The organism is Chitinophaga horti, assembly GCF_022867795.2.
GTDB lineage: Bacteria > Bacteroidota > Bacteroidia > Chitinophagales > Chitinophagaceae > Chitinophaga > Chitinophaga horti.
Genome location: NZ_CP107006.1, coordinates 1,836,651 through 1,852,438, shown reverse-complemented (window position 1 = coordinate 1,852,438; position 15,788 = coordinate 1,836,651). Strand labels below are relative to the sequence as shown.

Below are 15,788 nucleotides of genomic sequence, written 5' to 3'. Positions count from 1 at the left end.
CCGCAATGAGCGGTTGACGGGGATGGGTGAGCCGTTTTCTGCCGGAGCGGCAGTTTGCTGCCCTGCAGTCGAAATGACAGCGCTGAGAAATTGTCGACAAAGCGGGACTGTGCAGCAGCCACTTACTTCCCTGGCATCAGCCGTTTCAGCAATGCTTCCTTGCGCGACCGCGACACATCTACCTCCGCACCATCACTCATCAGCAAGGTGCCGCCCTCTCCCCGGCTGTACTTGCGCACTTCGTCGAGGTTTACCAGGCAGGAATGGTGTACGCGGAGGAAACGATCTTCTTCCAGCATTTCTTCGATCTCCTTCAGGGTACGGGAGATCACCAGTTTTTGTGTGTCTTTGAGGGTAAAGACGGTATAGTTGCTGCTTGCATTACAATACAAAATCGTATCTACCGCGATGATCTGTAAACCGTCGAGCGTAGGCAGTGCAATGCGGTTCACGCCTTGTTGCGGTTGATGATAACGTTGTAACAATAACTCCATCTGCTGTTGTAACGAAGGGGCACTTTTGCTGGTCACCTTCTTCACGGCGGCTTTCAGCTCTTCCACATCCACCGGTTTCAGCAGGTAGTCGAGGGCGCTGAAGCGGATGGCTTTAATGGCGTATTGATCGTAGCTGGTAGTGAAGATGCAGTCGAAATGAATGGGCGCCAGCATTTCCAGTACTTCGAAGCCATTGAGATAAGGCATTTCTATATCAAGAAAAACGAGTTCAGGATTGAGTTCGCGGATGATCGTTACAGCTTCCTTGGCGTTGTTGATCAGCGCCAGCACCTGTACGTCCGGGCAATGCTTCTTCAGCAGCGTCGCCAGTGCCTGGCAGGCATAAGGTTCATCATCCACAATTACTGCTTTTATCATGCGCCTGTTTTATTGTAAATCTTAAGTGTTACCAAAGTTCCGGTTACCCTACCCTGCTCGTCCCGCAGATCTTCCATTACAAAAGAAGTGCCGGCTGCTTCGCCGTTGAAAATGGCGAGCCGCTCTTCGCTCAGGCGGTTGCCGAAGGAAGCGCCTTTCTCCACCGGGCTCGTTTTGAGCGCCTGCGCTCTCTCCCGGCCAATACCGTTATCACGGATGGTGCAAACGAGTATGTCGTTCCGCATGGAGAAAGTAATCTCCAGCCGCCCCTTCCCTTCCTTGTGCAACAGTCCGTGCCAGATGGCATTTTCGCAGAATGGCTGCAAAATGAAAGAAGGAACATTGATCATAGAAGGATGTAATCCCGGATCAAAATAAAGGAAATAATCGAAAGCCTCTTTAAACCGCAGCTGCTCCATGTTGAGGTACAACTGCAACATCGCCAGCTCCTCTTCCAGGGTGATGGTCGTTTTGCCGGCGTTCACCAGCACGGTGCGAATCAGTTTAGAGAAACGGGTGAGGTATTCGGAAGCTTTATCGCCTTCTTCATTTAAGATGAAATGATTGATAGAACTGAGGCAGTTAAAGATGAAGTGTGGGTTCATTTGCGAGCGCAATGCCTGCATTTTCAACTCATCTGCCCGCTGGCGGAGCTGCAGCTTTTCGTTCTTGTGCCGGAGTAGTACGATGAACAGCACCGATAATCCCACCACGACAATAGCCAGTATCGCGATGCCCAGCATGTTACGCTGGTTCACCAGCTTCTCTGCTTCCGCATCCTGCCTGAAGGTAAATAACTGCCGCTTGAAATTCTCGGACACAACCGAATCCTTCAGAGCCTCGTAACGTTTGAGGTGTTGTAAGGCGCCTTCGCTATCGCCCTGGGCTTCAGCAATATCTGCCAGGAGTCTGTAGGCATCACGTTTACTCTTACGATCGCCGCGCGGGGCGGCGTTTTGCAGGGAGCCATTGATCATACGGGCAGCTTCGGCATACTGGCCGCGCTGTAAATATACGCGGCCCATTCCCATCATGGCGCCTATGATCACGTTGCCGTCTGTCGTGGGAATAGCTTCCTGATAGAGCGAATCATAGTAGTTAAACGCCGTATCGTATTGCTTTTCGGCAAGATAAATATCCCCCATCCGCAGGCGGATGATCTTACTTTTAGGATTACCTCTCAACGCACGGGCGTAATACCGCCGGGCTTCCAGCCGGTCGCCCTGGTTGGCGTACAAGTCGCCAATACGGTGATGCAGTTCGCGATAGGGATAAGACCCGGGATCAGGCTTTAATGACTCCGCTTTTTCGAAATACTCCAGCGACGTCTGGTAATCGTCGATGGCAGCATACAGTGCGCCGAGCTGAACGAGCAGCAGTACGTGGTTATCGTGCCGGGCGTTGGATTTATAGTAATTCAGCCCGTCAATCGCAGTTTTAAAGGCGTTCTCGTAATCGCCCATGTCGTCGTAGATATTGCTGAGTATGCGTAGCGCGGCCCCTATATCGTACCGCGACTTCACCCGGCGATAAGCCTCCACGGCCAGCTTCACAGTATCCAGCGCATCCTGGAAGCGCCCCATGTACCATTGCGCCTGGCCCATCCCGAACAAACCCTCTCCCTTCCAGTAGCTATTGTCCATCTCCACCCCCACCGTGTAGGCATGCCGGTAGTGGCGGTAGGCCGCATCCGGCTTAAACTTCCACAACTGGCTATTACCCCGGCGTATGAACTCCGCGGCCTCGTCCTGCTTCGATTGCGCAAAGGAAGGCGACAGGCAGTTGCAAAGGAACAATATAAGGAAGGCTGCTATCCGCATCAACATAAAGCTTAAAGCCTTAAAACTAACGAAAAGCGGGCAGTTTACAGGCCTCAATGATCCGTTGACGGGGTTGGGCGAGCCGTTGGGGACCGGCGTATAAAAAAAGGGCTGTCCTTTAAGAAGGACAGCCTTTTCATATTCCTCTGTTACTCAATTCCATTCGTTCTTCACACCAGCGAGAACGTTGGGATTGTAGTTCTTTTCTACGTTAGGGATCGGGAACAGCACGTGTTTGTCCTCGAATGGCTGTCTGCCATCACCCGGCTCGGCCGCCCTGATCGCGTTGATGGTTTGTTTCGCAATACCCCAGCGAATGAGATCGAAGTAGCGGACCTGTTCGCCACAAAGCTCCAGCTGGCGCTCGCGCATGAGTATATTCATAGCATTGGTTTTGTCGCCAAGGTTGGTGTACAGCGGTGCTCCCACACGGGCCCTTACACTGTCGATGTACCCACGGGGGGCAGCACCTGTTTCATCCTGCTGGATATAGGTTTCCGCCAGCATCAGCAGCACGTCTGCATAACGGATAACCTGGCCGTTGATATTACTGATCGGCGCACCGTAGTTCTTGATCTGGTGGTAGTAACCGTACTTTTTCCATTTGTAATCGCCCTGCGGATCGGCCGTGTTAAAAGGAAACGCTAACTGGCCGCCCGGGCATTGCTCACAATACACGGTAGCGCCACCGCTTGGGGCGTCACCATAAAAGGTATGCTTCGCACGGGGATCGGTGTAAGGGGTACCATCCACGGGGTTTGGGTAAGTAAACGCCCTTACCGATGCCGTAGGGATGTACACGTTATTCCAGTCGTTAAAGCCATATTCCAGCGCGCGGCCGGAGTGCGTGGCCTTCATACCACTGGTTTCCTGTCCGCCAAACATGTAATACTGGCTACCAACGCCCCAGTCCGTCCACGGACCGTTCATGATCTGGAACACGTTTTCTTTACTGTTCTGGTTCATAGGAATGAAGTTGGTACCATAGTCCTTCTCCAAAACATAAGTATAGGGAGCTGCCGTCAGTTTCAGGAACTCGGTTTGTGCCAGCGGCCATTTCTTCTGGTAGAGATACATCTTACCCAGTAACGCGGTAGCAGCGCCTTTGGTCACGCGGCCCAGTTCACCGGTGGCATAGGCTACCGGCAGGTCGGCCTGTGCCTCTTTCAGGTCTTTTTCCACGAAAGCCCATACATCGGCTACGGGCGAGCGCGGAATGTAGTTATTGGTAATGATCTCGTTGTACGTTTCATACAACGGCACATCCCCCCACAACATAGCCAGGTGAAAGTAGGCGTAAGCCCGCAGGAACTTCGCCTCGGCCAGGTACTGTTTCACGCGGTTCTTATCGGCATCGTTCGGCGCTACATACACCGCCGCCCGATCGTCCACGATGTTGGCGCGAAACACGATGCGGTAGAGTGATTGCCACAGGTGTGCGAGCTGGGTTTGCTCGGGGCCAAAGTTATAATCGGCCAGTTGCGCCATATCACCCAGCAGGTTCGAGGTCTTTTTGGCCTCGTAACCCAGCAGGTCGAAGATGAAATAGTAATCGCGTGCCCACAGTCCCTGGTGTACCAGTGTGCCGTAGGTGGCAATGGTGGCCTGGTTCAAAGCATCGGCCGTTGCGAAGTAGGTTTCGTAGGAATAAGCGTTCTGGTTTACCAGCTCCAGTTCCGCCTTACGGCAACTGAACAGGGTTGCAAGCAGTGCGGCGCTCAATAATATTTTTTTCATGTTGATACTTTTAGAGGATGATTAAAACCCGATTTCCAGTCCTGCCAGGAACGTTCTTGGCTGTGGCAACGCACCCAGATCGATGCCCCTGCTGAACAGGTAGTTACCTCCTGGCATTACGCTCACTTCGGGATCATAACCAGCGTAATCGGTAATGGTGAACAGGTTTTGCGCGGCTACATAAATACGGGCTGACTTCAGCACACCACGGGTAAATCCTACCGGAATTTTATAACCCAGTGTCAGGTTGCGCAAACGCATGTAGCTGCCATCTTCCACCCACCAGTCAGACTGGCGGAGGTTGCCTGTACCGGTAGCATTCTGTCCCGCACGTGGCAGGCTCGCTACATCACCCGGCTGGCGCCAGCGGTCGAGCATATCGGTAGATACGTTGTGGCCCGTAGCCAGTGCATGCGTGTTAAACCTGGTACCGTTCAACAGGCTCACACCTGCAATACCGGAGATCACCACGTTCAGATCAAATCCTTTGTAATCAACACCGGCATTAAAGCCATAGATGTATTTAGGGATCGGGCTGCCCAGTATTTCCTGGTCCTGGTCAGTCAACAAGCCATCACCGTTCAGATCTTTGTAGATGAAGTCACCAGGTTTAAGGCCAACCTGGTACACAGCGTTCGGGTTGTTCGTCGCCGCAGCTGCGAGTTTGTTCAGCGCATCCACTTCAGCAGCATCACGCGCTACGTGATCGGTACGATAACCGTAGAAGGCGCCGATAGAACCACCGGCTGCGGTATACGTCATCTCGTTCAGGTTATTGAACTTACCACTTCTGATAGGTGCCGCAAACTGTTTACCGAGTGATAATACTTTGTTATTGTTGATAGAACCGTTGGCGCTTACGTTCACACGTACGTCGCCGAGTTGTTGCTGGTAGCCGAGGGTCAGTTCAAAACCTTCGTTCTGCGCGTTAGCAGCATTCACGGTTTTCACCTGGTTTACGCCGCCTGTCAGCCCCACGCCTACACTGCCCGGCATGTTAACCGATACGAGCAGACCGTTGCTCTTACGTTTGTAATAATCGAAGCTTACGGTGAAGCGGTTCTGAAGGAAGCCGAGGTCGAGACCAATGTCGGTCTGGTCGGTTTCTTCCCAACGCAGATCGGGAGTGGCGAGTGCATTTACGGTTACACCGGGCACAAACGCTTCGTTGGCACCAAATGAATATACCAGCACGCCGGAGGGAGAACCTGCGTATGTTACCGGGTCGGTAAGGAAGTTACCGATGCTGTTGTTACCAGTACGGCCCCAGCCTGCACGCAGTTTACCGTCAGACAGGATCGTTCCTTTCAGGAAATCTTCGTCAGAGAACCTCCAGGCCGCGCCGGCGCCGTAGAAGTTACCCCAGCGATAATCCGGACCGAAGTTAGAAGCGCCATCACGACGATAGCTGGCGTTGATGATGTATTTTTCGCGGAACACATAGTTGGCACGACCATAGTAAGAAATCACCGAAGTACGGCCGTAGTTCATACCACCACCATTCAGCGAACGGGATGTGGCCACGCTGATATTCCGGATGTTATCGTTCGCAATACCGGTACCGATACCGGCGAGACTGGCACTGCTGCCCGCCGCCTGGAAGCTCATACCTGACACGCCGGACAGGCTGTGCTCACCAAAGGTTTTCGCGTAGGATAAGAAGTTCTCGAAAGTATAGTTGTTGTAGTCGCTGTACGACAAGTTGGCCTGGCGCGGATACGTGAGGTTATTGCTCGCCGTATGCGCATACTGCCATGCACTGCTACGGCTGAAGAATACTTCTGCCAACACCTGGCTGCGGAACTTCAGGTCTTTAAGGATACCTACTTCGCCATATAAAGTCGGGAACAACAAGATGCCCTGGCTGCGCGAAGATTTGATATTCGGCTGCAGCAAAGGGTTATCGATATTGCTCGCATCAAGTACGTTGGTTACGTTGGAGTAGCCACCGGGAATACCTTTATCGAAGATAGACTTGTAAGGCGCATATTGCATGGCCATCAACAGGTTGGCCATAGAACCCTGACCGTCACTGTAACGTACTGCCAGGCTCTGCCCCAGTTTAAAGCGACCATAAGTCTCTTCGAGGCCTAAGCGCAGGTTCAGTCGTTTGCTGGTTTGATTTACGACGATCGACTGCTGTGTAAGATAGTTAGCGGAGAAGTTATAAGTAACATTCGTACCACCACCATTGATGTTCAAGTAATGTTCGGTAACGAGGCCTGACTGGAAGATCTGGTCCTGCCAGTCGGTACTGTCGACCAGTACACCCGGGCCGCTGAATTTGGCGGGCAGTGTAGTAGCGTTGGAAGCTGCGAAGTCTTTCATGAGGTCTACATAGTCCTTTGCCTTCATCAGGTTGAGGCGGCGCCATTCTTTGGACTTGCCCCATTGTGACATCAAGGTAATACGCGGCGGGCCGGAGCGGCCTTTCTTCGTGGTAACGATAACCACCCCGTTTGCCGCGGCGGAACCATAGATCGCTGTAGACGATGCGTCTTTCAGTATAGTGATATTATCAATGTCTTGTGTGCTTAAAGTATTGAACAGGCCTTTCGTGCTCTGTATACCATCGATTACGTAGAGTGGTTCAATACTTTTGAAAGAACCCGTACCACGGATGATGATCTGCGCATCAGCACCGGGGTTACCGCTGGACTGTACGATCTGTACACCGGCGGCTTTACCGATCAGCAGGGCCGATGGTGTGGGCGCAGTGGTGGCACCGGCCTCTTTTACGGACACAACGCTTACGGCGCTGGCCACTTCTTTACGGCGCGTAGCACCGTAGCCGATCACCACTACGTCGGTCAGTTGTTTGGTGTTGCCGGCCAGCTTCACCTGGAAGGGTTGGTTAAAGCTGGTAACGACGATCTCTTTTTCTTCGAAATTCACATACGAAATAACAAGTGTGGTTTGGAGCTGTACCTGCTCCAGGCGAAAGTTGCCCGTTTCATCGGCGAGCGTACCCGTGTTGGTGCCTTTTACTTTAACAGAGGCTTTTGGCAATGGTTCGCCTGCATCATTGGTAACCCGCCCGGTTACGGTGCCTGTAGCCTGCGCTAACACCTGCCCGGTAGCGGCCACCGAAAACAACAGCACCCAGAGGAAGCATGCGAACGTGGAATTTTTTAACATGTGGTAAAGGATTTGAATTGATCAATAAGAAACCGGGGAGGCCCGTGCCTCCCCGGCATTATACTCGTTACAGCACTACGACTCTCGCCGTTTGCCTGAAGTTTTTACCTGTAATTTGTAAGATGTAGATACCACGTTGCAGTTGACCGTTCTGCAATTCATGCTGCACAGTACCTTTTGCGGAGGTGATCCTCGTACGGTACACTTCTCTGCCATTCATATTTGTTACTGTTACCTGCAGTTGTTCCTGGTCGGATGAAAGGCCGCCAAGGCTAAAGCGGATGTTGCCGGATACGGGGTTCGGGCTCACCTTCAGCATCGATTCATATACAACGATCTCCGGTTTACGTGCCATGCTCTGCTCATCGCCCAGGGTCAGGTTATTGCTGCCAGGCACTTGCAATACCTGTAAACCGGCGATAGCGGCATTGTCCACGTCTGCCAGGAACTGTACGTACAGTACACCTGCGGAATCGGCCGTTACCGGTATGTCGCGGGTTAATGCCTTAAACCTTTTGTTACCACCGAAGGCGAAAACATCCAGGTTGTTCAGCAGGGTAACATTGTTCACCCGTACATCGAATACGCGCTGACCTACGCTGGTAGAGAATGGCTCCATCAAATGCAGGCGTAATACGTACGAACCGTTAGGTGCCAGACCGGTAAGGTTGTAGTTAAAATTCGTACCATAACGACGTTTCTGGTAGATCGACGCAGGTAATGCGTTCACGGTACCTTTTGTGCTGATCGTATCCGCCGGCGTTACACCGGAAGCAGCTCCCCAGGTAAAGGAGTTGTCTGCCGCCAGGCCATGAGCCGCGGTATCTGCACTGTTGATACCGATCACTTGTTCAAAGTTTTCTTTGTTACCGTAAAGCTCGAGGCCCGCGACAGCTGCATTGTCTTTCACGGTGACAAAGTCTACACGCAACACGCCGGCACTGTCTGCCACTCCCGTTACATCGCGAACGATCGCTTTGTTAAGGCCACCGGCAGCGTACAGGTCGATGCTGCTGATCACGGTGCTGTTATTGAGGCGAACATCGAACAGGCGTTTATTGGCCTGTGTATAGTAGCTTTCGATCAGGTGCAGGCGAACGGTGTACGCATTGTTCGGCATCAGACCGTGGAAGCGGTAAGCGTGATTGCCATAACGGCGCTGGGTGTATACCGCTGCCGGGGCTGCATCGTTCACTCCTGTGGTGTTCACAAGCGACGCAGAAATAGTCGGTGATACCAGGCCTCCGGTGAAGGAATGATCTGCATTGAAACCGCCGGTTGTAGTACCACCGGCATTCACGGTAATCAACTGATGCGCTACCGTGATGGCAGCAGTATCAGACTTAAGTCCATCGGCAGATCTTGCGATCACGTAAGTGGTGCCTTGTGCTTTACCGGTAATTAAACCGCTCGTGCTGATTTGTGCTACGGCCGTATCTTCGGTAGTCCAGGTTACGGAGGTATTAGATGCTGTGGCAGGCATTACGGCAGCATTCAGCTGACGGGTGCCACCTACTTTCACAAGGGCGTCGGTAACGTTCAGAGTTACACCGGCCACGTCGATCGTCATACATACATCATCTATAAATACATAACCAGGGCCTACTTTAGAGATCCAGAAGCCCATACCAAAAGTGTTTGCAGGCGTTGTACCTGTGATCACATAGCGGGTGTAGCCGGAAGTGGCCACGGGAATATTTACCTGTGCGCTGCTGAGTTTAGCGCCTGACGAATCGGTAAGGTCGATACCGGCACCTGACCACCATGGGTTCAGGAACTGAGATGGATTGCTTGGGTTCGGGCTGCCTGCTACTTTCGCGTAGAAGCTGAGTGTGTAAGGCACACCGCCTGGCAAACGAAGTAAGCCTGCATAGTTCTGCGCTGCATTCTGGTTGTTTTCACCACCATAGATCTGCAACGCCCTTGTACCGCTGCGCACGTCTGCAGGCAACATGGTAATACGGGAAGAATTGGCCACCGGTTTAGACCAGTTGATAAAACCACTCTCAAAACCGTTGTTCAGTATCTGGCCACAAGAGTCAATAGCCGTCACTGTTACCGGCAGTACGGCGTTGGCACCATTGCCATCCTGCGCTGCTGCGGTAATGTTTACGGAACCTGCTGCCACTGCGGTAATGAAGCCAGACTGGTTCACCCTTGCAACGGTCGTATCGGAAGAACTCCATACGATAGCTGTATTGCTCGCGTTGGCAGGCAGCGCGGTAGCGCGAATAGTAGCAGTATCACCTGCACCAATCGTAAACGAGGTGTAGTTCAGGTTCACCTGGCTTACCGGCAACACGACCGACACTACTGGTATCGTGGCGGTATGGCCACCCTGGCGGCTGGTAGCGGTGATATTCACCGTGCCCGCTGCAACACCGGTTAACAGGCCGCTTGCACTTACTTTAACGATTGTGGTATCTGAAGACGACCATATCACGGCTTTATCGCTCGCGTTGGCAGGATATACCGTGGCAGACAACTGTTTAGTATTACGAACAGATACCGTATCGCGTGCTACACTCAAACGCACACTATCAACCAGGATGCTGTCGGCAGTAACAAGAACGGAATCTTTCCTGCTGCTTTCGGCTGTGATCACAGTAATCACAGCGGTACCAACACCGGTACCGGTGAGTAAACCACTCGGTGATACGCTTACCACGGCAGGGTTGGACGACGTCCAGGTAACGGCACGGTTGCTCGCTTCCAGCGGCCATACGGTCGGTGTGAGTCTTAAGGTATCGTTGATGCCAACAAACGCAGTAGTAACAGGCAGGGTTACGCTGTCTACCGGTGTGAGGATGGCCTCTATACCGCTGATGAGCGTACTGCCGGTAAACGCTTCGAGGCGTACGGATATAACGCCGGTGCTGCTCGCATTCGCTACAAACTCCCGTACTACGGCTTTATAACGGGCATTACCCGCGGCGCTGTAGATGTTGAAGTTCGTTACCTGCCGAACGTTATTGATGTTCAGATGGAATACCCTGTTGGTACTTACATTGCTCGCCAGCTCTGCAAAGTGCAGTCTGACAGTGTAGCGCCCACCGGGATGTAAACCGGAGAGATTATACGGAGAGTTGACCACCAACCCCGAGCGGGCAGATTTATACATCCCTTCCGGACCTGCATTCGCAACACCTGCAACCGTAATCGCATTGGTAGTACGCACTTCGCCCGTCCATGTATGGAAGTCCGGATCTTTGCGGAAGTTACCAATAGCTACCGTGTCGCCCATGTTATAGGCAAGCGATACAGTGCTGATGTTCACCGTCGTTGATCCGCTCACGTTACCGTCAACAGAAGTGGCAGTCAGCGTCGCCTGTCCAAGCCCAACCGCCGTAATAATACCGCCGGAGCTTACTCTCAGTATAGTACTGTCGGACGATGACCAGGTTACTTTTTTATTGGTTGCATCTGCCGGCGTGATGATAGGCACTACACTCAGGTTGTTACCCAAACCGGTGTAAATAGCCGTATCCAGCGCTACGCCGGTTACATGTACAAAGGGAGTTACCGTAATCGAAGTGGTATCGCGGAAAGAGCCGTCCTCTGTAGTAACAACGATGCCTGTAGTACCTGCTGCAATCGCCCTCACCCAACCATTTGCATCTACTGTTGCAACAGCCGGATTTAACGAAGTAAGGGTATAGTTACGGTTGACAGGATACTGCGGCTCCAGCGTTACCGCCAGTTTCACCGAATCTGTTTCTACCAGGGTATCTGCAGGCGGATTGATGTTGACGCCGGTAACCGGCCCGCCTGAAGGTTCACCTACATACAAACCGTTACCCGACAAGGCCATAAAAATACGGCCATGCCTGTCCGCAGCGGCAGTAAGAATTGTAGAGGGCACCGGGTCGAGGATCTTATCCCAGCTTACCCCCAGGTTATCGGAACGGAACACGCTGAAGTGGCTGCCCATCAAAGGTGTAGCACCACTCAGTACGAACACGCTCAACGGAGCACCGGCTGTCGTATCTGCCGTACCAATGGCCATCCATCTCGGGCTGGGCACATCGGTGGGGTTGATGCGGGTGAAGCTGCGACCTGTATCCACGGAGTGGTACAAACCTGCGGCGTGAGAAAACCACACGTCGCCAGACCTGCCTGGCGATGCCAGCACCTGTACGTTGGAGGCCACGCCCTGATCGTCGGGCAGACCGGTTGCACGGGCGCTGAAGGTACGGCCAGTGTCTTCACTCACGTACATTTTACCCCTTGCATATACATAGAAAATATTACCGCTTACTTTATCTGAAGCAACCGGCACCTGCCCTGCCCAGATCTGGTAGATATCACCGCTGCGTAACACGTTATCGGGCAAACCCGCACAGGTTACCCAGCTGGCGCCGAGGTTGTTCGACATGAACGTTTTGCCACCCATGGGCACCCAAATAAAGGTGCGGCTGTTGGCGGAAACGGCAATACGACCGCGAGCTGTGGAGCCTGCAGGATACTGGGTGAAGCGGGTATAAGACACGCCGCCGTTGGTGGAGTAACCACCGATTGGCGGACCGTCCCAGCCATCGCTACCGATACGTACCAGGAAGTCAGGATCGGTTTGCTGCACATCTACCCCGGAAAAGTTAGCGCCGGTACCGGTAGAGAAGTAGGCAGACATGCCCGTTGCAGGCGGTTCTGTGAGCGATACGTGATCGAACCCGCCTACGTCGCCTGTAGTGGAGTGCAGCAGGTTGCGACCGTACGGCGGCGCTACAAGCGGCCCACCGGCTACGATCTCTTCGAGGCCTGCCACACGCAATTTCCAGTGTACCACCGGTGCCCACACGTTGGTAGTCTGCACCACGTCGATCAGATCAGTGAACCACACCTGTCCCGGGTGAAAAGGATCGAAGGTGACCATATCGATCTTAAACCCGATGTTGCCGTTGCCCACACTCATTCTTGAATGCGGTGCTTCGGAATTGTCGCGAGTATGCGTCATCTCCGTCCAGCTGCCGGCGTTACCGCCCGTCGTACTGCGGTACATCTTTTCGGACGACCAGGTACCTGCGGCAGCGGCAATCACTTCGTTCGAGTTATCGGGGTTTACGGATACATATTTGTACTCGCGGGCATTGTCGGGCGATACGGTCGACCAGCTGCTGCCGTTCCACTTCCATACGCCGTTGTTGGTGGGCGAAGGTGTGGTGGTAACAAACATGATCCCATCTTTCGAAATGCTGGCTCGCCTGGTGGCCGTAGGACCGCCGACCATAGCGGAGAAAGTGGAGCCACCGTCCGTGCTGCGGTACATGCCTGTAGGCGTACCGATGAACATGTTCCTGGTCACGCCATTTACAGTACCACCCGTAATATCAAACTTAATAAAGTTACCGGCGCCGGTAAATCCCGTGGCGATCTGCGTCCATGAACCGACAGCGCCCGCCGCATTGCTGCGCCAGGTACCATGAGAGCGGGTTGTTACCCATACATAATTACTGTTCTGCGGATCTACCACGATACGGTCGGCAAACGTCTGATCGCTGTTAGGTTTTACATCGATCTCCAGTCCGCAGTCCGTCCAGCTTTCACCGCGGTCCGTCGACTTCCACACCGTGCCTTTATTGTTTAAACCGGCACCGGGAGACGGGCCTGCGCCGTTGGCCACTGTGATGTACAGCGTGTTGCCTGTAACATCATTAGGGTCCAGCGCGAGGTTAGCGCTCACCTGGGAAGTGGCCCAGTTCCAGTACACCAAAGGCGACTTGCTGCCGAGCAGCATATCGTCCCACCTTTGCGTGCCATTATTCCACTTATAGGATGTGCCAACATCCGTGGTAATAAAGTATAAGTTAGGCACCTTCGGGTGCGCATAAAAGCTTGTAACACGGCCACCACCACCAATGCGTACGGGACTCCAGTTATAGCCCTGGGCTAAAACAGACAGACACGGCACACCGGCCAGGATCGCCGGAAGAAGCAATCTTAGGAGAAAGTTTTTCATGACGTTTAGAATTAGATCATGGAATAAAAGATTACGTGGAACATTAAACGGCCTGCCAATAGTTACCCACCCCCGTTGCGGGCGCAACGAAGCAGTCACCATGCAGCTCACGGAAAAATCTGATCGGCCTGCCAATAGTAAGTCACCCTCGTTGCGGGCGCAACAAAGCACTTACGGATGCAGCTCACGGGCACTCTGACAATCTGCCAAACTACAGGTACCATCTGTTGCGGGCGCAACAAAGTACTTGCGATGCAGCTCACGGAATCTTACGGGCATACCATGTACGAACAGGGACACTAATGGCTAACACGCACAGTTTGCACACACGGGTTGCTACGGGAAAAAACTACGGGCGATTCATTTTGGCTCGCCGGACGCACTTACCGGCATTCATATTTTGCACTCAGTTTAAACGGGAATTAAAGTCCGGACTCCATTCTACGTTCTTCTATTACATGTACCTGTCTCAAAAAGCTAACGTGATCGTAAACACCTCCGGGAATCTGTTATCAAAACTACTATTATTTCAACCACACTGATAATACTTTTTTATCCCATCATTGTAATAATCTGACTACCTGCTTAACCAACCACGCCGCAAACCCGCTACCAGTATTGAAAGTAATTGCTAAAAACGCGTAGCGTGATTAATACACTGCAAGCAATTACCTATAATACGAAATATACTGCGTGCAGGTCACACATGAAGGTATAACGCACTCCCCGTTACTTTCCCCGATGATAGCATCGCCCCTCCGACTGCCACAAATACAGTACATTTACTCCCGCTTATGAACCAGCCGCTACTCTCCCGCAAAATAGGACTACTCCAAGCTACGGCCATCAATATGACAGACATGGTAGGCATTGGCCCCTTTATCGTGCTTAGCATTGTGGCAAAGCTGATGAACGGTCCCGGTTTTTTATACGCATGGATAGCCGGTGCGGTGCTTTCGCTGATCGACGCCATGGTATGGAGTGAGCTGGGTGCCACCTTCCCGAAAGCTGGCGGCAGCTACAACTTTTTGAAAGAAGGATTTGGTCCGCGCACGGGTCGCCTCATGAGTTTCCTGTTCGTATGGCAAACCATGATACAGGCACCATTGGTGATCGCTTCTGCGGCGATCGGGTTCTCGCATTATACCGAGTACCTCATCCCCATGAATGAATTTGGCAAAAAGGCGGTGAGTGGTTGTGTGGTATTACTCATTGTACTGCTGTTGTACCGCCGCATAGAAACCATCGGTAAGATCAGCGTACTGTTATGGATGGGCGTACTGGCCACCATGGCCTGGATCATCGGCAGCGGCCTGGCGCATGGCAACTTCCTGGCCCCGGTAAAACATATGAATGACGGGCTGGAACTGAATTATGCATTCGGTGCCGCCCTGGGTGTAGCCAGCGTAAAAACCATTTACAGCTACCTGGGCTACTACAACGTTTGCCACCTCGGCGGCGAGATATCCCGCCCCGCGGTGAACATTCCCCGCAGCATGCTGATCTCGATTGCCGGCATTACCGTACTATACCTGTGCATGAACATCAGTGTGGCCTCTGTGCTGCCCATGTCACAGATCACCGAAAGCAAGTTTGTGATCAGCGAATACATAGAGACCCTGGCCGGCCCGATTGCCGCAAACATCATTACCGTCATGGTACTCTGGGTGGCCTTCGCTTCTGTATTCTCCGCCACCCTTGGTTATAGCCGTGTTCCCTACGCCGCCGCACAGGATGGTGCCTTCTTCTCCATCTTCGCCAAACTGCACCCTACCAAAAACTTCCCTCATGTTTCACTGCTGGTATTAGGCGGTATAGCCTTCATATTCAGCCTGTTACTGAAATTACAGCACGTCATCGACGCTATCCTTGCCATGCGCATCCTGGTGCAATTTATGGCCCAGGCAGTAGGGCTCATCCTGTTGAGCCGTCGCGTTGGCCGGTCGACCCTCCAGTGGCGTATGCCGTTGTACCCCATCCCTGTCATACTCGCCCTGATCATGTGGGGCGCGATCTTCGTTTCCACCGGGCCGGTGCTAATGGCAACGGGTACGAGCTTTGCCTTACTGGGGGTTATCGTCTACTTTGCGAAAGAAGCGGTGCGGAAGAGATCGGAACTGGGATAAAGCCTGGTTGGATGGTTGGGTGATGGTTGGGTGATGGTCGGGTGATGGTCGGGTAGGCTTGTCGCCAGCCCCCGATATGCGGTAAAAACGCAGGGCTTTCCCTTGCTGATCTCCCCTCTTTTTCGTAACTTAACTATCA

The 15,788-nt window shown here is 52.9% G+C and carries 6 protein-coding genes; 1 reads left to right on the top strand and 5 read right to left on the bottom strand.

The genetic code is table 11. From position 1 onward, the window contains the following. Positions 1–122: 122 nt before the first annotated feature. From MKQ68_RS07420 to MKQ68_RS07400, 5 genes are all read right to left on the bottom strand, one after another. Positions 123–872: a LytR/AlgR family response regulator transcription factor gene (locus MKQ68_RS07420; protein WP_264282738.1), complete on the bottom strand. Its 750-nt coding sequence runs from the start codon at positions 870–872 to the stop codon at positions 123–125. Further along, positions 869–2,698, bottom strand: a complete 1,830-nt coding sequence (locus MKQ68_RS07415) for a tetratricopeptide repeat-containing sensor histidine kinase (protein WP_264282737.1) — start codon at positions 2,696–2,698, stop codon at positions 869–871. Before MKQ68_RS07415 ends, MKQ68_RS07420 begins: the two co-directional genes overlap by 4 nt. A 147-nt stretch (positions 2,699–2,845) precedes the next feature. Next, entirely contained in the window at positions 2,846–4,429 is a 1,584-nt protein-coding gene (locus MKQ68_RS07410; RefSeq protein ID WP_264282736.1) for a RagB/SusD family nutrient uptake outer membrane protein, read from the bottom strand. 21 nt (positions 4,430–4,450) lie between these two features. Further along, positions 4,451–7,567, bottom strand: coding sequence for a SusC/RagA family TonB-linked outer membrane protein (locus tag MKQ68_RS07405; protein WP_264282735.1), 3,117 nt, complete (start codon positions 7,565–7,567; stop codon positions 4,451–4,453). Positions 7,568–7,634: 67 nt separating this feature from the next. Next, positions 7,635–13,523: an Ig-like domain-containing protein gene (locus MKQ68_RS07400; RefSeq protein ID WP_264282734.1), complete on the bottom strand. Its 5,889-nt coding sequence runs from the start codon at positions 13,521–13,523 to the stop codon at positions 7,635–7,637. Between the two features lie 794 nt (positions 13,524–14,317). Here MKQ68_RS07400 and MKQ68_RS07395 point away from each other — a divergent pair. Then, complete coding sequence (locus MKQ68_RS07395) at positions 14,318–15,649, top strand: APC family permease (RefSeq protein ID WP_264282733.1); 1,332 nt, start codon at positions 14,318–14,320, stop codon at positions 15,647–15,649. The last annotated feature ends 139 nt before the right edge of the window (positions 15,650–15,788 follow it).